Here is a 23,769-nt window from a genome sequence, read left to right as displayed (position 1 = left end):
CGAGCTTAATATCGTCCGCCCGGCGATCGAAACTGAGTAGAGGTTTGTACTGATTCGCGAGGGCCGTCTGCCCCCCAAGCGACCCAATCTCGATCGAAATCAGACCGGCATGTTCAGGAATTCACCTCAATTGCCGACTGGCTAAGTCAAATATGCGTCGATTTTCATTGCGCCTTGCACCAACAGCCACGTCAACCGTCGCCGGCGGTTTATTCAATCGATCTGGGTGCCAGTAGCGCGGTTATTGACTGTGTTCACACACACATCGGGTGCGTGTGTACTCGTCCCAAAAATGCAGTTCCGAGATTGGTACGCCGATGCATTACCAGGATTCGTTCGATTTGAAATGGTATCGGATGAGTCTGAATTGTGGATTTTGCCACGGTTCGTTCGACTCAAACACTGCCAGGTCGTACCGTCTGCGACGGTCTCAGCCGCAAGCTGGAGGATGACAAATCCATGTCGGATCATCAATACGCCCTCGGCGTTGTCGGCACCGGACACATCGCGATGGTCATTGTTCGGCGATTGATCGAAAGCGGTTACCTCAGCGGCGAGCGAATCATCGTGACGGATTCGGCCAAGCTGCGCTCTCATCCACTTCCCGTCCGCGTCGCCACTGACATCGGCAGTGCAGTCAGTGATTCGAGGATCGTCATGATTTCGGTAACGCCGCAGCGTTTCGCAGAGGCTGCCGACGCCATCCGGCAGCGCGCGCGCGGCGATCACATCTTCCTCAGCGTCATGGCCGGTGTTTCGACACAGCGTATCGCGTCGGCGCTCGGCGCAGACCGCATGCGCGTGATTCGCTCAATGCCCAATCTGCCTTTCGGCCTGGGACGCGGCGTCACCGGTCTGTTTCGCGGAGAACATGCATCCATGGACGACCTTGAGGAAATCCGGCATCTCTTCGGCGCCGGCGGTGTCAGCGTCGTGATTGAAGACGAATCGCTCATGGACGCGGTGACTGCGGTCGCGGGCTCGGGGCCGGCCTATTTCTACTACTTCGTGGAGATGCTTATGCAAGGCGGCATGGCCGCCGGTTTGAAGAAAGAGGACGCTCAAATCCTTGCCGCACACGCTTGCGTCGGCGCCGGGGCGATGCTCCTCGATAAGGACGCTTCGCCGCGTGACCTGCGCGAGGCGGTGACCAGTCCCGGAGGCACGACCCAGGCTGCCATGAATCGCCTCAACGAATCCGACATGCCGCAGCATGTCATCAGTGCCGTACTCGCGGCATTCCGACGCGGACAGGAGCTGGGACGGCTCAATGAGGGTCGATGAGCCGCCAAATGGCGACCTTGATTCGATTGCTCACGGCTCATGAATCAACAGATGACTTATTTCCGCGAACCATCTTCCGCATGTGCAGGGCGATGGTGCGCCGCCGTTTGTGCCCCGGCATGGCGGACCGCCTCGATGTCGCCGGGAGCGCAGTAGTCGGCTTCCAGCGATGCGTGCAGGGCCTTCACTGCGGAGAATCCTTCGCGCGCTGCCTCCACCAGCAGATTCAGGTCGGCGGCCGTGAAGTCGATTTTCGCCATGTCAGCTTTGAAGGCGGCCCAATACTCCGGCTGTCTGTCGCCGTACGGGTCGAAGTATCTTGTGCCGTTTGTTCCGTCGAGTTGATAGGTCCTTCGGAGCGACCTGGCGATGAATCGCGACCCGTTGTTACTCCCCTCAAAAACGTAGTGGATACCCAGCAATGCGATCGGGCCCGCTGCTGCAATCCGCTCGAGTCCCGCGATCGACGCAGTGGTCGTCGGCCGTGGCACGATGGAGTCGATTTCGCGGCCGAAGTAGGCGAGATCTTCGAGCAGGTAGCCCACTTGGAACTGATAATCGCGGATGACTTCGCGCAAGGGAACTGAAGACGACATCTGCGCCCGAATGAGGGATTCAAACGATTGGTGGATCAGGAGCAGTTGGCCGAGCAGGTCGATATAGGCGGGCAGCGGTATCCTGCCTGTGACAAGCAATTTGTTGAATGCTGCCGCCTCGGTTTCGTCATGAAGGGACTGGGTTGAACGTTTCAGATGTTGCATAACGGGGTTGGTCTGAGTTTGCACCGGGCTGACCTCACTATTTGCTGTTTGTGATAATGAGACTCAATCTCAATATCGGCACGGTAGCCGTTAACGAGATGTCACGCAAGCGTGATTTCCTCGCGATGCGCTGGTTCGGCGGTGGAAGATCAACTGATTCACTGAATCGGCTGGAGGAAGGCGATTATAGTCGGCACTGCGGGAGGGCCCGCCGGTCCGAACAGAAGCGGTTCAGTCGGGCTGCCAAGTCTTACCGCTTGTGCTAATGCGGTTTGAAAGCGAACCTCGGCGAAAGGGAGCGACGTCAGGTGGTGAGGGAAGTCGACAACGGCGTCGAATTCGATGTCAAGGTTGTGCCCGGGGCGTCGCGCACAAGACTTTGCGGCCGATTGGGGGATGCGGTGAAGGTGCAGGTTGCCGCGCCACCTGAACGCGGAAAGGCCAATGCAGCGCTTGAGAAATTCGTCGCGAAGTGGTTTGGAGTCTCAGCGCGGCAGGTGTTGGTGGTTGCGGGCGAGAGCTCGCCGCGCAAAGTCATTCGAGTGTCGGGCGTGGATCGGCGGTTCGCCGAGACGCTGCTTGGCGTGCTGAAGTAATTCGCCGCTCCAGCGCGGATCCCATCAAACAAGGGACCACCCCTACTTGCGCGGTTACTCTCTCCGCGCAAATAGAGGTGTTTCAGGTCTGCTCAGCGTGCGTTCAATTTAATTACTTGAGGCAGTCCTTGAGCAGTGCATTGAGGCTCTTGACGTAGTGGTCACCAAGAATCTTTTTGCAGGCGACCGGGTTCTGCTTGATAGAGTATCCCTTTGCGCTTGATGAAACATGGATTCCATATCCGCCGAGAACGCTCAAATCCCGGAACACCGTGCGCCGCGACGTCTTCAGCTTTGTCTGCAGTTGGGCGAGCGTCGCGCCCTTACTGGCATGAATCGTCTTGCATAACTTGAGCAATCGCCCCAGGTGTTCGCCGTCAACCGTCAGTGATTTTGCCATCTTCAATGCTCCAATTCACGATCGCGAACGTCGCCCGGATCATCGTACTCAACATAGAGTGCCGAGACCGTGTCGCTCTCGTTTTCAGTCAATGACCTTGCTGATTCAAATGCGCCTTACACTTTCGAGCCGATCCCCCCCGAAAACCCGACCGTCGTTGCAGCGGTGCCAATCGTGCTCCGCCGTTCTGGGATTGTCTTGCGATGAACTTCAGGCTATCACCGACATCTCATCTTGACAAGAGTCTACGGGCTCGATTTGAGCCTGCAGCGGCGACGGCATCGCGACACCTGCCGAAATACCGGGCGGAAAGCCTACGGAGGAGCGGGGTGCCTTCAGCGTGCTTCGGCCGCAGTGCGAGCCTGCGGCACTCCTCACGAGCATATTCTAGTGTCGCCGCGATGGAGCCGCACAATCCGCATGAAATCCCCTCCAGTAGACGACAGGTGAACGCCGCGATAGTGGTTTCTACCTAGGCACTTGGAAGAATCGGCTGAGAAGACGCCATGTGACAAGCGAGTGGGACCGGGCGACGGCCGTGGCACTGGAATTTTCCGCAACAAGAGCTGGCCGGGTTGCAACGTGTGCGTTTCAGGCGGCGGGCGGACCCCTATCGGCGGATCAATTCGCGGACACGATGAGGGTCATAGGTCCGAACGCGTTCGAGAATTGCGTTGATGGCGGGGGTGAGGTCGATCGCGCCGGGACGCTGCTTCACCACGCCGAAATCCTGTCCGAAGACGCGGATTGTCAAAATCACGTCACCTGACGGACCGTGCGTGCCAAGAATCCGAAGCTGATTGTCGCGTATCAGCAGCCGGGCGCCGAATTGCACGTACTCCAGCTTCTCAGGCAGGATGCTCTGGGGCAGAGATTCAGGCCAGGTGAAGTCCAGGAACTGCTGCGCCGCGCTCAGGATCAGGCCTCGGTCAATCGTGCCGGGCCGGCCGGGCGGAGGAACCGCAACCACCTCGATGTCAGCCGCCTTGATGGCGTTCTCCTCAATATCGAAATTGTGTACGCGGATGGTCAGTCTGCCGGTTGCATTGCCGCGCGCGATCACGCCGAGAAATTCATCCAGCATGACGCCGTCGACGCGACCCTCCATCCGCAGGCGATGAATCTGGCCGAGCGCGATTTGAACCGGTTCGACTGATAGCGATGCCTTGCCGGAGAGCTTCTCGATGTTCAACATCCCTGCGAAGGCGGAGAGTGACAGATTCCGAATGCTGCCGCCACCGCGAAGGTGCGTCACGAGGGAATTCGAAATCCGGGCTTCGTCGACATCGACGGATGCCTGACCCTCGAAGGGGCCGAACGGAACCCGCTGAGTGAGTTCGCTGAGCTGCACGTCCGTGAGTTTGCCAGAAACGCGAACTTCCGGTGGCTCTTCGGATGCCGGGCGCAGGTAGCGAACCTCTCCTGAAAATCGACCCTTCGGTGATGCGGTGCCCAGCATCGCATCCAGCCCGATGGACGCAAGCGGCACGGTCGGAAGATCCAGTGCCACATCGGTCACATTCAGGCCGTTGCGAATGTCGAAGCGGGCCGCAATCGAAACACCCTCTTCGACTGCGGCGTTGTTCAGCCGGTACGCTCGAAGCCGGGCGACACCGTGTTCGCCGGCCTGCAAGTCAACGACGCCTTCGACGCCTGCGCACTGAAGGGAGAATCCGGCCTGGCGAAAGACGACCAGAAAGTCAGCAATGTCCACGCGGCTGAGGTTCAGCTCGGCGAAGTCGTGGCCCAGTCCCGACTCAAGCACCGTGCGGTAGTCGCCACGCTCCCAATGCTCGGAGCCAAGCATCAGCGACCCGCCGTGCATCTCCAGCCGATTCACGTACCGGCCGTCAACGGCGTCTTCGTGCCAGGTCGCATTCGTACAGGTAAAAACCTGGTCTCGCCGGTCGGGAAGATGGATGACCACGTTCTCGAATCGACGGCTGGAGAAGGTGCTTCCAAGAATCTGACCGACTTCGCAGGGCAGGTGAAAAAAATCCGTCAGTTCCGCCTCGACGCTGAGACGGTGACTTTCGCTGCGGAGATGAATCGCGAATCCTGCGGTAACGGCGATGGAACCACCGGCGACGATCGCGACAAGTCCGAGGATCAGGCGACGTTGAAGTGGCATCTTCATGGGAAACGGCAAGCCTCGATCGGTTTCACGCCGGCATCAGTCATTCGCAAGGTTTCGCGCCGCGTCAAGATAGTGTCGATACGCCGCCTGAATTTCCCCCAGGCTGTCGCCGCCGAATTTCTCGAGGAGTGCTCGAGCGACTTCGAACGCCACGACGTGTTCGGCCACGATGCTCGCGGCGGGCACGGCGCAGATGTCACTTCGTTCGTAGTCGCTGCGTTCCGGCGCTAGAGTCTGGAGGTTGACGCTGTTCATGCCGCGAAGCAATGTGCTGATCGGCTTCATGACGCCGCGAAGGACGATCGGCATGCCGTTGGTCATGCCCGCCTCGAGTCCGCCCGCGTTGTTGCTTCGCCGGATAAATCCGAGATGGCTTTCATGCCGACGCGCTGCGTCGAACTCCATTTCGTCGTGAACCGCGCTGCCCGGCCGTTCCGCACAGCCGAAACCCAGGCCGATCTCAACACCCTTGATTGCCTGCACGGAACCCAGCGCCGCCATAAGACGGCCGTCAAGCTTATCCTGCCAGCGCATACAGCTTCCGATGCCCGGGGGCACGCCGTGGACGCGGACCTCGACGATTCCGCCCAGGGTGTCTTTGTCAATTTTTGCCTGGCGAATGGCCGTAATCATGTCGGCCGACGCGGCGGTATCGGGGCAGTACACCTCGCTTGCGTCTCGCGCAGCGCGAAGATCCGCCTGGGGCAGTTCGGCCGAAACGAACGCGGCAATTGGGCCGATTCGCGTCACAAACCCCACGGCGTCGATGCCGAACTGGTTCAGCAGTTGCCGGGCGATGGCGCCGGCAGCGACGCGGGCGGCTGTCTCGCGGGCGCTGGCCCGCTCAAGGGCCGATCGGCAGTCCGTGGTCAGCCACTTCATCGAGCCGGCGAAATCGGCGTGCCCCGGGCGCGGACGATGAACGGCCGGGGCGCTGTCGATTCGATTGTCCTTGTTCCGGATGAGCATCGCGAGGGGTGACGCGATCGTGACGCCGTGGCGCAGGCCGGACAGGATAGCCGCCTCGTCCTTCTCGATCTTCATTCGGCCGCCGCGACCGAAGCCGCCTTGCCGAAGCGCAAGTGCCGAGTTTATGGCATCTGCGTCAACACGCAGCCCGGACGGCAGCCCTTCGATCAGGATGACAAGTGCTTCGCCGTGTGATTCGCCGGCGGTTCGATAATCGAGCTGGCTCATGCTGGTTGATTATACACGCGCAGCCCCGCCTGCCGCGCGCGGGGTTCGGAAGTAGTGCGGAAAGGATTTCGGTGCCGGTGCGGGTAGACCCGCCAACGATGAGCGCGCTCAATCGAGTGCGGATTCGCCGTTGTCATCGCTTTGCCGGGCCTGGATGCGGGCGCGTCGTTCCTTCGATCCTTCGCATTCCAGACAGCGCTGCGCGAACGGAAGGACTTCAAGCCGTTTGCGGGGAATTGCTTTCTGGCAATCGACGCAGATGCCGTAGGTGCCCGTGTCGATTCGCTCGATTGCCGACTCGATGTCCTCGATCTGGGCGGCCTCAATGCGCATCAGGCCAAGGGCCAGTTCATCCTCGAAGCCGCCGGAAGCGCGGTCGCTCAGATCAGCGAGCCCCGTTTCCTTGTCAGCGAGTTGTTGCTGCGTGTTCTGCACGACTGAGAGCAGTTGATTTCGCTGGCTGACCAGCAACTCGCGAATCGTTCGAAGCAATTCAGGATCGACAACGACCTTCGCCGGTTTGGGTTCCGGCTTGGAGGGCCGAGATGCTTCGGACTTCGGTTTCGCGGTTTTTGAATCCGCGGATTTCCGGGTTGATACGGCTTTGGACGATTTTTCCATTTTTGCGGTTTTCTTGGACGCCGTCGGTTTGGCGCTTGCTGAATTAGAGGCGGTCTTTCTGGATGGTTTGTCCTTCGGCGGCTTCGGCGCGGGCTTCGACTTTCCGGCCTTTTTCGATGCCGGAGTTCCGGTCGCACGGGATTTTGATTTCTTCTGAGCAGCCATGATCGACCTCTCGTCTTCGCCGCGAAGAGTCATCGCGGATTCACAACCGCGAATGGCCACGGCGAGGAACCGGGGACGCCGAAAGCGGCAACAGGATTATACGCCCGTGAATCCAAGTCAAGGCGCTAAATGGCGTTAAGCGACAATATTCGGAATTTTCGCGCGAATTCGGCTCGCGGGCCGTCTGAAGTCCGACTGGCACCCCGATTCGAGCGAAATTTGCCCGATGCGCCGATCAAGCTTCTTAAGGTGTGGGAGGAAATTCGGCATGACTCACGACTGGCAACTGATCGGCACGCTGCTGGGCGCTGCGGCGGCGATCATCGGCGTACCGTTGTCTGCGATGGTGCTTTACTTGAAGGCGATTCGTGAAGACCAGAGGGCTTTTCAGACTCAGATGCTCCAGAGAGCGTCGAACATCGAGGCGGATTGCGACCGGATGGACCGTGAACTGGATCGCGTGCGTGCGCGATACACCACCAGGGACGATTGGATGCGCGAATCGATGGTCGTAAGAAGCCAACTCGCCCGCCTGACTGAGTTAATGGCGCGGCTCCAGGCGGAACTGGAGAGCTCGCGCGGGCTTGCGACTCAGTTTGTTCGCGCGACCCACGCCATCATCGAATTGGCCGATCGGCTTGGCCGACGATTGTCGGAGTCCGGGTCAGCTTGCGGCCGGGCGGACTTGACGGGTTAGGATGCGCGTATGATGCTTCAGATGATGTCTTCCATGCCGCAAATCCGAACCATTGATGTCCCCGGTTTCAAGCCTCGACGCGGAAAAGTCCGCGATGTGTTTGATCTGGGAGATCGGCTCCTGATTGTCGCAACTGATCGGCTGAGCGCCTTCGATTGCGTTTTGCCGGATCCGATTCCGCACAAAGGCCGCGTCCTGACCGGCGTATCGAAATTCTGGTTTGATCGATTCACGGGCAGGTATCCGCATCATCTGATCGAGATCGTCGGCGACCGCGTGCCGGTCGGCTTTGAGTCGGTCGGGGCGCTGCTGCGCGGACGTGCGATGATCTGCCGTAAAGCGAAAGTCGTGCCGATCGAATGCGTCGCGCGCGGTTATCTCGCGGGGAGTGGTTGGATGGAATATCGGAACGGAGGGACAGTGTGCGGGGTGCGACTGCCGCCGGGCCTGACGCAGAGCAGCCGTCTGCCGGAGCCGATTTTCACGCCGGCCACGAAGGCGGAGACGGGGCACGATGAGAACATCTCGTTTGAGGCTTCGTGCAATCTGGTCGGCACCCCGCTGATGACGCAGTTGCGCGAATTGACATTGGCCATCTATCGGGATGCGTCGGCTTATCTCGAATCGCGAGGCATTCTATTGGCGGATACCAAGTTTGAATTCGGCCTGACCGGCGATGGGGTCATCCTCATTGACGAGGTATTGACGCCGGATTCAAGCCGGCTGTGGTCGGCGGATCGGTATGCGCCCGGCCGCGAACAGGAGAGTCTTGATAAGCAGTTTGTTCGAAATTATCTACAGGGGCTGTGTGATGCGGGGCTGTGGGACAAGACCGATCCCGCGCCCAGTCTGCCTGCGGAGGTCATTGCGGCGACGAGCGCGAGATATATTGAGGCGTATGAGCGGGTGACGGGCAATCGTTTCGACCCGTCGTAGCGGGGCGCTACTTCGTCCCGGGCCGTTCAGTCGCGGGGACGGCGCCGGCGGCGGGGCGGGACAGTGCGGCAAGCACGTCGTTTCTCAGAATCCTGCCAAGCGGCGTCGTATAGTAGTTATGAATGTAGGCGGCGTATTCGTCGATCGCGCTCTTCCAGTCTCGGCCGCTGTCCTCGATTTCGCGAAGTTTGAAAAAGACGCCGTCGATTCCGCCACGGTGGCGTGTGACCATGTCGGCGATCAGAATGTCCTCCGCCATGGTCCGAAGTTGCTTCCATCCGGATTCGTCATCATGGAAGACGATCCGATGAAGCTGCTCGATCCGTCGCAGGACTCGGTGCAGGTAATCATGATCGTAGATCGCCTTGCGGAGCTGCTCATGTTTTTCAGGTGTGATTTGATACATTGAAATTTGACGACGTTGTTCTCGTGGCCTCCGAATTGAACCGATGTGGGGAGTTTTACGGGGAGTTCGCCAAACGGCCAAGCCTGCGGCATGCGGTTGGCCGACGAATCGGAGGGGAAAACAGACCGAATCCTCCGACCGATTGTTATCGGAGCATTCTGATTCTCGGACTTCTGTGAAGCGGTCCCGCTGCTTTGGGGTGGTGATCGCAGCGCGGTCGTGGACAATCGGCTGCTGCGAATTTTCCTGGAGACGACTGGTTTGCCAACGTTGCTTGTATTGCAGGGACCTGACAAGGGACAGCGATTTCGCTTGATCGAAGGCAAGTCCCTGCTCATCGGGCGGGCCAGTCGTGATACGCCGCTGACGGACTACACCATTTCTCGCAAGCATGCGGAGATTCGTCAAAAGGGAAGAGCGTGGGAACTGGTCGATCTTCGGTCTGCCAATGGCACCTACCTGAATGAGAAGCGGTTGGAACGGGCTTCGCGGCTGAAGGATGGCGACCAGATTCGGCTTGGCGGGACGCTTTTCACATGGGATGCGAGCGAGGCGCGTTCGATCGAATCAACGGCGACCGTGCTCGAAAGCGGCGCGCTCGATCTGGACGCGGGCGGAAAGGGGCCGGCCATCATCGGGTCGGTGGCGTCCGGCGACGACAGCATGATTCTCGCGTCGCCGACGGCGGCGGAGGCGGTGCGCTCCTGGCGGGTGATTTCGACGTTGCTGGATGCCGTGGGTTCAGCGATGACGCCGAAACAACTGGCGGAGCGCGTTCTGGATGTCGTGTTTGAGGAAGTTCCCGCGGACCGGGGCTTCGTGATTCTGAAGGACGATCGCACAGGCAGATACGAGACCGAAGCGGTTCGCTCGCCCAGCGAGTCGGCGGACAAGATGCACGCAAGCCGGCGAATCGTGGATCATGTGATTGCCCGCCGTGAGGGCGTCCTGTGCTCCAACGCAATGAGCGACTCCCGATTTTCCGACGGCGGCGAGAGCATTCAGGCGATCGGCTTGAAGAGTGTCATCAGCGTGCCGATGACAGCACATGAGGCGGTGATCGGCGTCATCTATGTCGATTGCGCTATGTCGAAGCATATCTACAGCGAGGAGCAACTTCGATTGGTGGCTGCGATCGGGCAGATGGCGGGCCTGGCGATTGAAGATGCCCGGCTGGTGAATGAGCGTGTACGGACGGAGCGCCTCGCGGCGACCGGCGAAACGGTGGCATCGCTGTCTCATTACATCAAGAATGTGCTACAGGGGCTCAAAGGCGGCTCGGATGTCGTGGAACTCGGACTGCGCGGCGCAAAGCTGGAAACGATCGAACAAGGCTGGGAGATCGTCCGTCGAAACCTGGAGAACATTTACTCGCTGACGATGAACATGCTGGCATTTGCGAAACAGCGTGAGCCGAGGCGCGAGCCGATCCAGCTTGTGTCGGTGGTGGATGACATTCTGAAACTGGTGCGACATCGCGCGGGTGAGAAGGGCGTCGCGGTGAACAGCGAGATCGATCACGACATGCCCGCCATTCCTGCGGACAAGCACGGCTTCGAGCAGGTGGCGATGAATATCATCACCAATGCGATCGACGCCGTGCCTCGATTGACAGGCGTTGTCAATGTGAAGCTGGGTTTCGACGCGCTTCGAAATTCGGCTGTATTGACGGTGGGTGACAACGGTCCAGGAATTCCTCGCGAGAAGCAGGAATCGATCTTTGACGCGTTCTTCTCGACGAAAGGGCAGGGCGGGACCGGTCTGGGACTGGCGGTCGCGAAAAAGGTTGTTGACGAGCACCAGGGGCAGATCACGGTTCACTCGGTGGAAGGCGAAGGTACGCTGATCCGCGTGTACCTTCCGATGTCGCCTGGCGCGCCGGTGGACAGCGCAGAGACACAAGGCCCCGGTCGGCGATAGGATGAAGTCGTCATGGCGAACTCGATCGCCCGGCTCACCGCGTGGCGCGGGGACGACTCGCGGCGGCGGGCAACAGACCCACAAGGATTTGCGATGGCGGTTCAGGCCACTCAGGCAAACGGCGATTGGACGGTCGGGAGGCTGCTCGACTGGACTCGGCAGCATTTTCAATCGCACGGCATCGAGGATGCGCGCTTGTGCGCCGAACTGCTGCTTGCGAAGGCGATGGATTGTCGCAAGATCATGCTTTATACCCGATACAACGACAGCCCCACCGAATCGCAGCGGGCGACTTTTCGCGAGTTGGTGAAGGCGGCCGCGGAGCATCGCCCGATCGCGTATCTCATTGGTCACCGGGAGTTCTACTCGCTCGATTTCAAGGTGACGCCGGACGTTCTGGTTCCGCGGCCGGAGACGGAGTTGATCGTCGAGCGCGCGCTGGCCTGGTGCAAAGCCCGTGCGAGTCAGTCGTACTCGCTGCTGGATATCGGCACGGGGTCCGGCTGCATCGCCATCACGCTATGCAAGCGGATTCCGACGATGACGGCCGTTGCAACGGATATTTCGTCGGGGGCTCTTGCCGTCGCGGCTGAGAATGCGGCGGCGCTGGGGGTTTCGGATCGTGTCCGCTTTGTGGAGGCGGACTTGCTATCGTTACCGCCTGAATTGTTGCCGACGGATGGATTTGACCTTGTTGTTTCGAATCCGCCTTATGTGGCTGAGTCGGATGCAGAGTCGCTGCCCCGGGCGGTTCGGGATTATGAACCGGCGTCGGCGCTGTTCGCGGGAGCGGACGGGCTATCGATCTATCGTCGGTTGGCTTCCAGCGCGGCCGCGGTCGTCAGGCGGGGCGGCGTGTTGCTTCTGGAAATCGGCCGGGGCCAGGGAGACGCGGTGACGGCGATGTTTCAGGATGCGGGAATGACGCTCGCGGGTCGCTATCGCGATCTTGCGGGGATCGAACGGACTCTTGAGTTTACAATGACCGCATGAGTGAACTGGCCGGCCGCGAATTCGAACGCATCCTCATCATCAAGCCGAGTTCACCGGGCGACATCATTCATGCGTTGCCCGTCCTGCGCCGGTTGCGCACGCGGTATCCCCGCGCACACATCGCATGGCTTGTCTCAACGGCCTTCGTGAATCTGCTTGATGCGGATCCGTCGCTGGACGAGGTGATCCCATTTGATCGAAAACGATATGGCCGGCTGGGACGCAGCGTCGGAGCGACGATTGATTTTGTGCGATTCGTCCGCGATCTGCGAGCGCGACGGTTCGACCTCGTCGTGGATCTTCAGGGCTTGATTCGCAGCGGGCTGATCTCCTTTTTTTCCGGCGCCGGATTTCGGATCGGTTTTCGCGGCGCGCGCGAGGGGGCGTGGTTTTTTTACAATCACCGAGTCGATCGCCTCCCCGCCGACATGCACGCGGCTGACAAGATTCTGGCACTCGGTCGGATGCTCGGCTTGCCCGAGGACAGCCCGGATTTTCGTGTGGCGGTGACGCCGGCGGATCGAAGGGTGGCGGACGAACTGCTGGCCGAAGCGGGGATCGAGGCCGAAGGACGGTTCGCGGTGCTGGTGCCGGGGACACGATGGGAAACCAAGCGGTGGCCCGCGTTCCGGTTTGGCGAACTTGCGCGGGTGCTATATGCACGGCACGGCCTGCGCAGCGTGCTGGTCGGGTCCGAATCCGATGTTGCGGATGGTCGCATCGCGGAAGATTCATCCCGAATTTCCGTGTCAGGGCGCGTTTCGGCCGATGAACCGGCGACGGAAGCGGCGGCGTGGAGTCTGTGCGGGCGGACGACATTTCGGCAGCTCGCGGCGATCATTGACCGGGCGGCAGTCGTCGTGACGGCGGATTCGGCACCGATGCACATCGCGGCGGGACACGGCCGGCCCCTGGTCGCGTTGTTCGGCCCCACGAATCCGTATCGGACCGGTCCGTACGGGAAAATGGATGGGGTCGTGAAATTGCCACTGGCCTGCTCCCCCTGCTATCTGCGTGCGCTGAGCCAATGCCCGCATGGGCATCAATGTCTGCTGGAACTGACAGTCGACAAAGTGGCGGAACGAGTCGGCGCGGTGCCGGGATTATGACATGACGGGATCGCAGGCGCCCATCGAATCGGATTCGGGGCGTTCGCCGTTTCGATCTCTCGCAGACGGTCGCTCGGGCGACGCGTCTTGCGTTTGCGCAGCGTCCTTCCGATTGGCGGGGTACCGGCGGATTGCTTCATCGTCGTTGTAGCGGACGGTCGTGAGCAGCTCGTGATATGTGTCTGGGAAGTTTTCCATTCCCTCGACGCCGATCTTTTCCGGCCAGTGCTGCTTATCGTAGTAGGCCGTTCCAAAGAGCCAATCCCAGATCGAGAGAATCGACCCGAAGTTGGCAAGCTGGCCCTTGGCTTCGACGGAATGATGCCACCAGTGTAGTTCGGCGGAATTGAGGATGTAATTGAGCGGACCGATTCGGGTGCGGATATTGGCGTGATGCCAGAATCCCTTGAGGACATCCACCGAGGAATAAAGCAGGATGACGGAGCGATCCACGTTGAAGAAGTGGAACGGCAGCACGATGAGGCCGTATTTGATGAGGGCCTCGAAGAGGTGTACCCGGAAGGACGAGACGGCATCCATTTCGACGATGGTGTGATGGACGCGGTGCATTCGCCAGAGAAAATCGTTTGAATGGTGCCATCTGTGGAGCCAGTACCGCAGGAAGTCATTCACCAGGAGAAAGACCACAAGCTGAATCCACCATGGCCAGGCGGACATGCCGTTGATGTGAAGCGCGGGCATGACGATGACGGCCGAGTAGGCGCCGATTTTGGTCAGGCTGCTGAGCACCGGGCCTTCGACCACGGCGGCGGTGATATCGGCGAAATAGCTGCGCCGTCCCGGGCCGGTTTTGTACCGGGGAATAACCGGTGCGTAGATTCGTTCGAGTATGTGGAAAATGATGGCGCCGAGGACGAAGACGGCGATGAGGACGATGAGCGAAGGCAATTTCGCAATCGACGCGGTATGTTGAGCAAGCATCAGCATGGGTTCAGGTTGATAGTTATAGCAGCCGGGCGGAGAAATCGGTAGGGAGCATCCTGCCCGTGCGTTCGAAAATCATTTCGTGGCGAAGGGGATGTCCGGCGGCGGGTCAGGCCGCACCGATTGCGTAGTCGCCGGCCATGCCTGCGGCGGCTTGTGCATCCCATGGCCGCATGCCGGGTTGGTCTCCTGGTTTGAGCAGGGAGACGATGCAGGTCCGTTTTCCATTCGGCGTCATGGGCACGCTCTCGACCCGAAGGGCCGTGACTCGGGTGCCGGGCCCGAATCGATCTCGGATGGCCTCCATGCCGATCTCGAGCGATTTGGGGTTGAAATTTTCCTCGGGCACATATTCATAGGTCAGTTCATCGATGGCGTGCTGGATGATTCGCCATTCCTTGACCGGGCTGCCACCGGCATGATCGAAGATGTGGTACAGGTAATGCGGGGAAACCAGATCGCCGCGCGGCGTTGGCAGAAAATCGTTGATGCGACCTCGGACATCGCCCATGAGGGGGAAGGTGATTCCGCAAGGGCAGATGTCGGGCCGCAGGAAGGCGACGTCGAGCAGCCTGTAGCGGATGAGTGGCATGGTGTAGTTATAGAGTCCGGTGCAGACGACCTGACCGGGTTGTCCGATGGGAACCGGGTTTCCGGCTTCGTCGACGATCTCGACGAGCATTCGATCGGCGTCGAGATGGTAATTCCCGTGGCGACATTGCCATGACACTGCTCCGAGTTCGACGGCGCCATACAGATCGCGCGGCTCGGCAGAGAAAGCGTCGCGCAGGGTTCGACGCATTTCGGGCATCAGCGTCGCGCCGGTCGGCGCGACGATTCGCAGCGGGAAAGGTTCGCCGCGGCGGAGCAGTTCGCGCGCGAGCAGGTAAAGCCCTCCGGTCTGTCCGATGAGGTATTGGGCGCGGAATTCCCGCAGGGTGCGAATCTGTTCATCAATGGGCGTCCGGGGGTGGATGTATTTCGCGCGGGCGATGAGGCTCATGATGACGCCCTTCTTTTTCGCGAGCCAGGTACTGGCCATGGTGACCGCGCGGTGCCAGGGTCTGCCGCCGACATAGAGAAGCGAACGGAGATAGGATCGACGGGTGAGGCGCATTTCTGCGGGGACTCGGCGGATGGTGATCGCGCGGCCGGAGGTGCCGCTGGTGCTCATGGTGTCGAGTGTTTCGTTCAGCCGGCGTTGATCAATGGCCCGGTCTGCGGCATCGACGATGATGTCTTTGTCCACCATGGGGGCGTGCCGGAGGTCGTCGACGGACCGCAGGGCGCGGGGATCAAATCCGTGCTGTTTCCAGCGGTCTCGATACAGGGGGACATTCTCGGCGGCGTGTATGAGCAGGCGACGCAGCTGGTCATCGGCGCGAGCGCGAAGCTCATCTCTTGAACGCCGAGGATTCCTCCAGAAGATGTCAGTAATGGATGGCAGGACCAGGTCGGACATGGGTTTGTCACCGCGAACGCGCATGGTACGGAATCAGACGCGCGGCATAGAGCAGCGCTTCACGCGGCTTAGTTGTTTGCCGCCGGCGAGGTGGCGGAACGGGCGTTGACACCGATTCCGGGATACCAAAGGTGCGTAGCCATGTCGCGAAAGGCGCGCCAATGGCTCGCGAAGATGGGGGCGTTGGGGTGTTCATTTCGCTCAACCCCGATGGCCTTCTCAAGGTTCTCGTGCGGCATCTGAGGGTACTGGTGATGAACGCCGTGTGCGGTAATATGAAAACTGGTGTATGCGACGGCTTTGCCGAGCGGGTCGTCCGGCAGGACGGTTCTCGCGCCTTCCATCGGTGTGCCGAGCGGGAGTCCGAGATGCTCGGTGAACTTTCGAAACGTCTGCACTACACCGGAGAGCCAGGCAGGAATCAGGTACATTTTCGCGAACAGCCACCACTCACCGGAGTAGATCACCAGCCCCCAGATCGCTGCCCAAAAGGCCAGCATGACGGAATACTCGATGGCAATTCGACGGCGGGCGGCGGCATCCGTAATGGGGGAGTCCTTCACGAAAAAGATTCGTGCATAGATAAAGGGTGCGACCCAGAGGCCGAGCAGGACATCAAAGACCAGGAAAATGCGACGGAAGGTCAGTGATTTCGTCGGATCGACATACGGCCAGAGCTCCCAGTCTTCGGGATGATTCATTCGGTTATGGTGCCGAATATGAACGTGCCGGTAGACAGTGAAAGGCACGGTAAGAAGCGTTCCGACGATCGTGCCGTTCAGGACATTCCGCCACTTGGGTTTGTAGAGCGCGTAGTGTACATCTTCATGGAAGATGGTCATCCAGGTGTGCTGAAAGTACGACAGCCAGATGACCCAGAAGGAAATGGAAAGCCAACCGTCGGTCGGCCAGCCTTTCGCGAGGGCGAACAAGGCGAGGACGACCGCGCTGAGATTGAGCACGACGGGCAAGCCGTTACTTCTGGGATTCTTATGAAGATCTCTGATTTCAACTGCGCCCATCAACGGTTTCCTCAAGCCGTCCGCGGTCGTTTCCGGAACGCCGCCTCTCCTTCATGAAAGTAAGCGAAGACGGGATCGCCGACAACGCATAACCGGTTGTTCTTTGGGCCTTCAGCGGGCCCGCGTCCACCGTCAATTGGTAATTTGTGAGACAATCCTACTGGCGGATGGTTGAATGGCAATAACTGAAGTCCCGAAGCGGGGGAAAACGAGCGCTGACAGGGGCCGGAATGAAGCTTTCCGAAAACGGGGCTGTCCGCTTCGCTGCACGGGTCGGACGGCGTCGCGCCGGTCGATTCGTGCTCGAAGGCCGGCGAACCCAGCGCGGCTTTTGCGCGGGTCCGATTAGCGGATAAACTCTCGGCTCTTGCAGTGCGGAGCATCAGTGGGGTGAGGATGGTCCGTGCCGTTGGGTTGAACGCTGGTGCCGCCGGTGATGAACGGGAGTGATTGGAAATGCCGCAACTGATTGAATGTGTGCCGAATTTTTCGGAAGGCCGGGATTTGGCCGTTATCCGGCAGATCACCGAGGCAATCGAATCCGTGGAGGGCGTGAAGCTGCTGGATGTCGATCCGGGCGCCGCCACGAATCGAACGGTCGTCACATTTGTGGGCGAGCCGGAGGCCGTGATTGAGGCGGCGGTTCGCGCAGGCCGCCGATCGGCCGAACTGATCGACATGTCGAAACACCACGGCGAGCATCCTCGGTTCGGCGCGATGGATGTTTGCCCGCTTATTCCGATCGCCGAGGTCTCGATGGAGCAATGCGTTGAGTTCGCACGCCGACTGGGCCGGCGCCTGGGCGAAGAGGCGGGGCTGACGGTCTATCTGTACGAGTACGCGGCATCGAATCCGGATAGGAAGAATCTGGCCGTTGTGCGGGCGGGCGAGTACGAAGGGCTGCCGGAAAAACTGGCGAAGCCGGAGTGGCGGCCCGATTTCGGTCCCGCGACGTTCAATTCCCGGAGTGGGGCCACAGCGGTTGGAGCGCGAGACTTTCTGGTCGCCTATAACGTGAACCTGAACACGACGAGCACTCGTCGGGCCAACGCGATTGCGTATGACATTCGCGAAAAAGGGCGGATCAAGACCTCCGACGGCAAGCCGGACGGGAAGCCTGTACTGGACAGCAAAGGCGAGCCTGAATGGATTCCGGGGTCATTGAAGTGCGTCAAGGCGATCGGATGGTTCATCGAGGAGTACGGCATCGCGCAGATTTCGATCAATTTGACCAATCTGAACGTGACGCCGATTCATGTTGCATTCGACGAGACGTGTCGTAAGGCTGACGCTCGCGGCGTTCGGGTAACGGGCAGCGAGATTGTCGGCCTGGTTCCTTTGTCGGCGATGCTGGATGCCGGGCGATATTTCCTTCGAAAACAGCAGCGATCGACGGGGGTATCGGACGCGGAACTGATCAAAATCGCAGTCAAGTCACTGGGACTCAGCGATCTGTCGCCATTCAATCCGGACGAGAAGATCATCGAATACGCAATCGCTAAAGGCTCGAAGCGCAGCCGGCTCGTCGATTTAACGGTCGAGGGCTTTACGGAGTTGACGGCAAGCGAGGCGCCGGCGCCCGGTGGCGGAAGCATTTCGGCATTGGCGGGTGCACTGGGGGCGGCACTGGCGACCATGGTGGCCAATCTATCCAGCCACAAGCGAGGCTGGGACAATCGATGGGAGGAATTCTCGCATCGGGCCGAACAGGGCAAGCGGCATTGGACGCGGCTGGTGGAGTTCGTGGATGAGGACACGAATGCGTTCAATGCGATCATGTCCGCGTTCGGCCTGCCGAAATCGACGGACGCGGAGAAGTCGGCGCGCAAGGCGGCGATTCAATCCGCCACGCGCCTCGCCATCGAGACGCCTCTGGCGGTGATGAAGGAGTCGCTTGCGAGCCTTTCAGTGATTCGGGCGATGGCGGAAACGGGAATGGAGGCTAGCATCTCCGACGCAGGTGTGGCGGCATTGTGCGCTCGGACGGCTGTCATGGGGGCACATCTGAACGTGCGCATCAACGTCAAGGGGCTTGATGACAAGGCTGCGGCAGCAGCGTACCTTTCGGTGGCGGGTGAGATGGAGCGCGCCGCGGTCGCTGCGGAAAATGAGATTCTGCGTATTGTGTCGGACAAACTCTGACAAGTCCGCCGGATCGCGCGATCTGCGTGGGAGGCCGCGTAGGCTGGGAACAACATTGCGTCCCATAATCAGGAGCCGGCGGAGTTTTCCAGTCGGCGAATGATTTCAGCGAACTCCGCCGAGGACTTTGCGGCGACGAGCTGTGCGAACACGTTTTGGGCGGACACGATTCGGCTGAGCGCGGCGAGCGCAAGCAGGTGCGGACCGGTCTGGCTGGTCGGGCCGGCGAGCAGCGCAATAAGCGTTACGGGCTTACCATCGATGGCATCGAAATCGATCGGTTCGATCGGGCGTCCCATGGCGAGTACCAGCTTGTCGACAGCGTCGCATTTGGCATGAGGTATCGCAAATCCGTGACCGACACCGGTCGTTCGTTGTGCTTCGCGAAGGAGGATGGCGTCGAGCAGCGCGTCACGCTTGTTCACGCCGCCATCAGCGGCGATGAGGTCCACGAGCGAGGTGATGGCATCGCGCTTGGTTCGTGCGGCGAGCGGCAGGGCAATTCGGGATTCGGTGAGCAGGTCGCTGATCTTCATTTCTGGTGTCCCGGCGAAGCCAGCCGAAGCCACTGAATGGCATCGACTGATTCTAGGTTGACGCATTCCATGCGATGAAGCAACCCCGGAATCGGGTGAAGCGTGCGTTCTGCTTCGTATTTGCCAGTGAGCCGTCAATTGCCCAGAAGCAGGTTGACAAAGATCTGAATATCCGCGCCATCGGGGCCGTCGATTCGATCGAGATCGGCCGCGCGGAGGACATGACGACTTTTCGTCAGGCCGAGCAGTGCGTCAACGAAGGCCGGAATGTCGTCAGCGTTCACAAGTCCGTCACAGTTGGTATCGCCGCCGCCGGGAAGGTCGTTCAGATCGAATGGCGCGTCCGCGCCAAGCCGGGCCATGAGGACCGGAGCCGACTTGCCGGCCGCCGTCCAGAGCGCGTAGGCCAGTTCGCCGCGATTTGTGGGGTTCGACTGTGCCTGTGGGTTGTTGTCGCGAAGAAATTCGATGTATTCTCGTGTCGTCTGTTGGTAGTAGAGCGATACTCGCGCTGCGACTGCGCCCTGTGGAATCTGAAACCACGTGTCGTCCCAGTATTGCCCATCGGCGTAGTCGTAGCCGACGGGTTGGGCCTGTATCGCGCTGAACTCGGCATTGTTGAAGCCGCGCGGCGGGATGCGGTTGTCGTAGAAGCGCTTGACGGCGAAGGCGGAATGGGCGCTGGGTGCGGCGGGCAGATTGACCGCCGCGGCGATGCCCTCGTCCGGTCCCATTTCGGCGTGGTACACCTTGGTCGTCGAGTGGTCCAGTGTCGCGGTGGCGGCATCGTATTGACCGAAAACGGCGATCGGCTCCTCCGAGCCGGAGCAGTCAAAGTACTCCACGGTCAGGAAGATGCGTCGCCCCTCGATATAGCCCGTCGGTAGTTTGTGTCCCGTTTGATTGATGACCCGAATTCTCAACGTGCTTTCGCCGGGTGTGTGTTCATCGTCGACGTAGGCTTCGAGATCGGCGGCGCGGGTCAGGAACTGGCGATTCCGGCTGCCGCTGTTGCGGACGGCCTGTGCGGTTTCGCCACAGAATTCGTGGATGTCGCCTTCGCAGAATTCCTGGCTGTCCGGAAAAAGCGGGAAGCCGGCGATCGGACCTTCCGGTCCGTAGTGCAGCGCGATGGCGTCGAGCACCCAGGTGGCCGCACCGAAGAAGGAGTGATTGGGCACATCGGGCCGAACGCTCGGGCTGATGCAGGGTTGCGCGGATCGGCGCGGCATGTGGCAATCCTGGCAACTCGAGACGCTGAGCTGTCCTTCGGCACCGAATCGGCCACCCATGTCGACGCCGCCGGGCTGGGCGAATTCGCTCTTGAGCCACTCGCTGAAGGTGCGTTGTTCAGGCGCCATGTTGTACTTGTTGCCGTCAGGGTGCGCGACGCCCGAACCGTTGAAAACGGCCTGTCCTTGGGCGTTGTAGCTCACGTGCGGGAAGCTGACATCGTGGCAGGTCGCGCAAAGTTCTGAACTGCGATGGAAGGGAGATTCGAAGGTGGGGCAGCCGTCAGGGGTTCCGAAGTCGCTTTCGCATTTCGGATAAGTGACGGCCCAGTGAAAGTCATTGCAGAACGCGGCATTGGGGGGATTGTTGCCTTCCGTCGCAACCGGAAAGGGTCCGCGGCGCCGGTCGAAAGGATCGATCACATAGCTTCCGCTGCCGCCGAAGCCGGGCTGGGACGGCGTGCCAAGATCGAAAGATTGCACCGGTCGATCGGAGCCGAGATCGTTAAGCACGAAGGCGTCAAGCTCCGTGGCGGAATAGTTCGAGTCGAACGGATCGACGAGCCGGTGACAGAAGTTGCAGGTGATGCCGTCGCGATCCTGGGCGGTGATGGCGGCCCCGTTCGTCGGCGTCGAGCGACCTTCGAGCCAGGCCTTGGGAGCGTGGCATCGGATGCAGGCATCTCCCGCGCCGGGCGCATCATGCTCGACGATATCGAGGCATGCGTAAAAGACCGGATCTCGCGCGGCCTGGGCCATCAGGGTTCCGCGCCATTCGTCGTAGATCGGCGCGGCGTTCGCATGGCAGAACGCGCAGTCTTCGGACGCGGGGACGATTTCATTGTCGGGTTCGAGGTGGAGCGGCTGCGTGCCACGGAGAAAGAAGTTCTCGATCGTGGTCGGCAGAGGCGTGACGGGTTGTGCTTGAGCCATCGCAAGCGGCGCGATTGCGAAGGCGATGAAAGTCATCGCAGCGCGGCGGGTGCGGTTATCAGATGATTTTGTCATGATGAAGTCCGATGTCGTTGCACTCTCGAGGCTCGCGCCCGCATACGCCGCCAGAAATCGCCGGACAGCGGCGACGCAGGTCTGCGGCCGGCGTGCCGCCAAACGGTCGGAATATCGAATCTTGGCGTGTCCGCCCCCGTTGATCGCTTGTGGATCGTGCTCGCCACTCGATCATTCCCAATGATATCGGCGTACGAGGCGTGATTCAACGCGATAGCCGAGGAGGAGAGGTCCGAAATTGGAAGTTCGCGTTGCGTCGCGGAAGTGATGAAAGCGTCGAAAGTCGATGGCGGGTGCACTCCCCATGTCGGGCCCGCGAGACTAAAGTGAGGGCATATTCAGTCCCTGGAGGTGAATGCTGATGTCGTCGACAACTCAGATGCGGAGCAACTCGCCTGGCGATGGTGCGTCTGCAGGCCCGCGGTCGGTTCGCTCGCCGCGCGGTGTGGAAATTTCCTGCAAGGGTTGGCAGCAGGAAGCCGCCCTGAGGATGCTGCACAACAACCTCGATCCGGATGTGGCGGAAAAACCGGACGAATTGATCGTTTACGGCGGGACCGGCAAGGCAGCTCGTTCATGGCCGGATTTTGATCGGATCGTCCGTGCGTTGCGCGAACTTGGAAATGACGAGACGCTCCTTGTGCAGAGCGGGCGTGCAGTCGGAATCGTGCGGACGCACGAGGCCGCGCCGCGCGTGCTGATCGCAAATTCGCTGCTTGTTCCGAATTGGGCAACGTGGGACGAATTCCGACGCCTCGAGGCGATGGGTCTGACCATGTACGGCCAGATGACTGCCGGCAGTTGGATCTATATCGGCACGCAGGGGATCCTTCAGGGCACTTACGAGACGTTCGGCGCGGCGGCGCGGCGTCACTTCAACGGCGATCTGGCGGGCCGGCTGGTGGTGACCGCGGGCCTGGGCGGCATGGGCGGCGCGCAGCCGATGGCGGCGACGATGAACGGCGCGAGCTGTCTGTGCGTGGAAGTGGATTCACATCGGATCCGTCGCCGGCTGGAAACGAAGTATGTGATGGAGTCGACCGACAGCCTGGACGACGCACTGAAGCGTCTGGACGCCGCTCGGCGCGCGAAGCGGGCGCTGTCGGTGGCCCTGCTTGGGAATGCGGCGGATGTGATACCGGAGTTGGCGCGCCGCGGTGTCGTGCCTGACTTGCTGACGGATCAGACGAGCGCGCATGATCCGCTCGCAGGCTATGTTCCGCACCAGGTGTCCTATGCCGAGGCGTTGGCACTTCGGGCGAAGGACCCTGATCGGTATGTCAAGTTCAGTGTTGAGTCGATGGGTGTTCATGTGAGCGCGATGCTGGACCTCCAGCGGCGCGGCGCGATCACGTTTGACTACGGCAACAACATCCGCGCAGAGGCGGTGAAGGCCGGCGTACGGAACGCCTTCGATATCAAAGGCTTCGTGCCGGAGTACATTCGGCCCTTGTTCTGTGAAGGCGCCGGTCCGTTTCGGTGGTGTGCGCTTTCCGGCGATCCGTCGGACATCGCGGAGACGGACCGGGTGATCCTGGAGTTGTTTCCGGGCAATGCGCACCTGGCGCGGTGGATTCGGATGGCGGGTGAGCAAATCGCATTTCAGGGATTGCCGGCGCGGATCTGCTGGCTCGGCTATGGTGAGCGGGCGCGCGCCGGGCTGGCTTTCAACGAGTTGGTGCGGACGGGCAAGGTGAAGGCACCGATTGTGATCGGACGTGACCATCTGGATTGCGGCAGCGTCGCTTCGCCCAATCGAGAGACCGAGGGGATGCTCGACGGCAGCGATGCCATCGCGGATTGGCCGATACTCAATGCGTTGGCGAACACGGCATGCGGGGCGAGTTGGGTCAGTGTGCATCACGGCGGCGGTGTGGGTATTGGAATGAGCATCCATGCGGGAATGGTGACCGTGGCCGATGGCACGGAGTCGGCGCGCCAGCGACTTGAGCGCGTGTTGACCTGCGATCCGGCGATGGGTGTGTTCAGGCACGTTGACGCGGGGTACGAACGGGCGGATGAGGTGGCGCGCGAGCGCGGCGTCAAGGTGCCGCAATAACGTTTTGCTTGCCGCCGCGGTCCGGTTGGCTCAGGAATTATGCGCCCGCGCGGGTTTTCGAGGCTCGACTGGCGCGACTGTTGAACCGATAGAATCTCGACCGTCTTCATCGATTCGTTGACGGTGTTCCGGTCCGTCGGA

Annotated in this window: 20 protein-coding genes; 9 read left to right on the top strand and 11 right to left on the bottom strand. The window is 60.6% G+C overall.

Going from position 1 to position 23,769, the window contains the following annotated elements:
- Positions 1–459: 459 nt before the first annotated feature.
- Entirely contained in the window at positions 460–1,284 is an 825-nt protein-coding gene (proC, locus tag KF841_02790) for a pyrroline-5-carboxylate reductase (protein ID MBX3394275.1), read from the top strand.
- A gap of 56 nt (positions 1,285–1,340) precedes the next feature.
- Here the strand turns inward: proC and KF841_02785 are convergent, their stop codons facing one another.
- Entirely contained in the window at positions 1,341–2,069 is a 729-nt protein-coding gene (locus KF841_02785; GenBank protein ID MBX3394274.1) for a biliverdin-producing heme oxygenase, read from the bottom strand.
- A gap of 284 nt (positions 2,070–2,353) precedes the next feature.
- On the opposite strand from KF841_02785, the gene KF841_02780 reads away from it, so the two are divergent.
- Positions 2,354–2,641 carry a YggU family protein gene (locus KF841_02780; protein MBX3394273.1) on the top strand — a complete coding sequence of 96 codons (288 nt, stop codon included), beginning with the start codon at positions 2,354–2,356 and terminating at the stop codon, positions 2,639–2,641.
- Between the two features lie 112 nt (positions 2,642–2,753).
- On the opposite strand, the gene KF841_02775 is transcribed toward KF841_02780, so the two are convergent.
- From KF841_02775 to KF841_02760, 4 genes are all read right to left on the bottom strand, one after another.
- The gene (locus tag KF841_02775; protein MBX3394272.1) at positions 2,754–3,041 is read right to left on the bottom strand and encodes an HTH domain-containing protein; all 288 of its coding nucleotides are present in this window, start codon (positions 3,039–3,041) and stop codon (positions 2,754–2,756) included.
- Positions 3,042–3,651: 610 nt separating this feature from the next.
- Complete coding sequence (locus KF841_02770; GenBank protein ID MBX3394271.1) at positions 3,652–5,178, bottom strand: hypothetical protein; 1,527 nt, start codon at positions 5,176–5,178, stop codon at positions 3,652–3,654.
- A 36-nt stretch (positions 5,179–5,214) separates the two neighbouring features.
- Positions 5,215–6,375 (bottom strand): chorismate synthase, encoded by a 1,161-nt coding sequence (gene aroC / locus KF841_02765; GenBank protein MBX3394270.1) that lies wholly within the window; start codon positions 6,373–6,375, stop codon positions 5,215–5,217.
- A gap of 108 nt (positions 6,376–6,483) precedes the next feature.
- Positions 6,484–7,161 (bottom strand): TraR/DksA family transcriptional regulator, encoded by a 678-nt coding sequence (locus KF841_02760; GenBank protein MBX3394269.1) that lies wholly within the window; start codon positions 7,159–7,161, stop codon positions 6,484–6,486.
- A 268-nt stretch (positions 7,162–7,429) separates the two neighbouring features.
- Between KF841_02760 and KF841_02755 the strand changes: the two genes are divergently transcribed.
- Both KF841_02755 and KF841_02750 read left to right on the top strand, forming a co-directional pair.
- The gene (locus KF841_02755) at positions 7,430–7,858 is read left to right on the top strand and encodes a hypothetical protein (protein ID MBX3394268.1); all 429 of its coding nucleotides are present in this window, start codon (positions 7,430–7,432) and stop codon (positions 7,856–7,858) included.
- Between the two features lie 21 nt (positions 7,859–7,879).
- Positions 7,880–8,794, top strand: coding sequence for a phosphoribosylaminoimidazolesuccinocarboxamide synthase (locus KF841_02750; protein MBX3394267.1), 915 nt, complete (start codon positions 7,880–7,882; stop codon positions 8,792–8,794).
- A gap of 7 nt (positions 8,795–8,801) precedes the next feature.
- Here KF841_02750 and KF841_02745 read toward each other — a convergent pair whose 3' ends face one another.
- Positions 8,802–9,200: a hypothetical protein gene (locus KF841_02745; protein MBX3394266.1), complete on the bottom strand. Its 399-nt coding sequence runs from the start codon at positions 9,198–9,200 to the stop codon at positions 8,802–8,804.
- Positions 9,201–9,461: 261 nt separating this feature from the next.
- On the opposite strand from KF841_02745, the gene KF841_02740 reads away from it, so the two are divergent.
- From KF841_02740 to waaF, 3 genes are read left to right on the top strand one after another with little or no spacing between them, the layout of a single operon-like run.
- On the top strand, positions 9,462–11,120 hold the full coding sequence (locus tag KF841_02740; GenBank protein ID MBX3394265.1) for an FHA domain-containing protein: 1,659 nt from the start codon (positions 9,462–9,464) through the stop codon (positions 11,118–11,120).
- 12 nt (positions 11,121–11,132) lie between these two features.
- A complete protein-coding gene (gene prmC / locus KF841_02735) occupies positions 11,133–12,113 on the top strand; it encodes a peptide chain release factor N(5)-glutamine methyltransferase (GenBank protein MBX3394264.1) in 981 nt (326 codons plus the stop codon).
- The gene (waaF, locus tag KF841_02730; GenBank protein MBX3394263.1) at positions 12,110–13,222 is read left to right on the top strand and encodes a lipopolysaccharide heptosyltransferase II; all 1,113 of its coding nucleotides are present in this window, start codon (positions 12,110–12,112) and stop codon (positions 13,220–13,222) included. The genes prmC and waaF overlap by 4 nt, the downstream gene beginning before the upstream one ends.
- Here the strand turns inward: waaF and KF841_02725 are convergent.
- The 3 genes from KF841_02725 to KF841_02715 all read right to left on the bottom strand — a co-directional run bounded on the left by KF841_02725 (position 13,217) and on the right by KF841_02715 (position 16,651).
- On the bottom strand, positions 13,217–14,164 hold the full coding sequence (locus tag KF841_02725; protein MBX3394262.1) for a sterol desaturase family protein: 948 nt from the start codon (positions 14,162–14,164) through the stop codon (positions 13,217–13,219). The two genes, waaF and KF841_02725, sit on opposite strands and share 6 nt — an antisense overlap.
- 112 nt (positions 14,165–14,276) lie before the next feature.
- The gene (locus KF841_02720; protein MBX3394261.1) at positions 14,277–15,629 is read right to left on the bottom strand and encodes a phenylacetate--CoA ligase family protein; all 1,353 of its coding nucleotides are present in this window, start codon (positions 15,627–15,629) and stop codon (positions 14,277–14,279) included.
- A gap of 68 nt (positions 15,630–15,697) precedes the next feature.
- Entirely contained in the window at positions 15,698–16,651 is a 954-nt protein-coding gene (locus KF841_02715) for a fatty acid desaturase (GenBank protein ID MBX3394260.1), read from the bottom strand.
- Between the two features lie 456 nt (positions 16,652–17,107).
- Between KF841_02715 and ftcD the strand changes: the two genes are divergently transcribed.
- Complete coding sequence (gene ftcD / locus KF841_02710) at positions 17,108–18,793, top strand: glutamate formimidoyltransferase (protein MBX3394259.1); 1,686 nt, start codon at positions 17,108–17,110, stop codon at positions 18,791–18,793.
- Between the two features lie 68 nt (positions 18,794–18,861).
- On the opposite strand, the gene KF841_02705 is transcribed toward ftcD, so the two are convergent.
- Complete coding sequence (locus KF841_02705) at positions 18,862–19,329, bottom strand: PTS sugar transporter subunit IIA (GenBank protein ID MBX3394258.1); 468 nt, start codon at positions 19,327–19,329, stop codon at positions 18,862–18,864.
- A 134-nt stretch (positions 19,330–19,463) separates the two neighbouring features.
- Complete coding sequence (locus KF841_02700; GenBank protein MBX3394257.1) at positions 19,464–21,569, bottom strand: hypothetical protein; 2,106 nt, start codon at positions 21,567–21,569, stop codon at positions 19,464–19,466.
- Positions 21,570–21,948: 379 nt separating this feature from the next.
- Between KF841_02700 and hutU the strand changes: the two genes are divergently transcribed.
- Positions 21,949–23,628 carry a urocanate hydratase gene (gene hutU / locus KF841_02695; GenBank protein ID MBX3394256.1) on the top strand — a complete coding sequence of 560 codons (1,680 nt, stop codon included), beginning with the start codon at positions 21,949–21,951 and terminating at the stop codon, positions 23,626–23,628.
- Positions 23,629–23,769 lie beyond the last annotated feature (141 nt).

The organism is Phycisphaerae bacterium, from assembly GCA_019636475.1.
Classification (GTDB): Bacteria; Planctomycetota; Phycisphaerae; order UBA1845; family UTPLA1; genus JADJRI01.
Note: the sequence above shows the minus strand (reverse complement) of the source record. Positions and strands in the feature narration are given on the sequence as shown.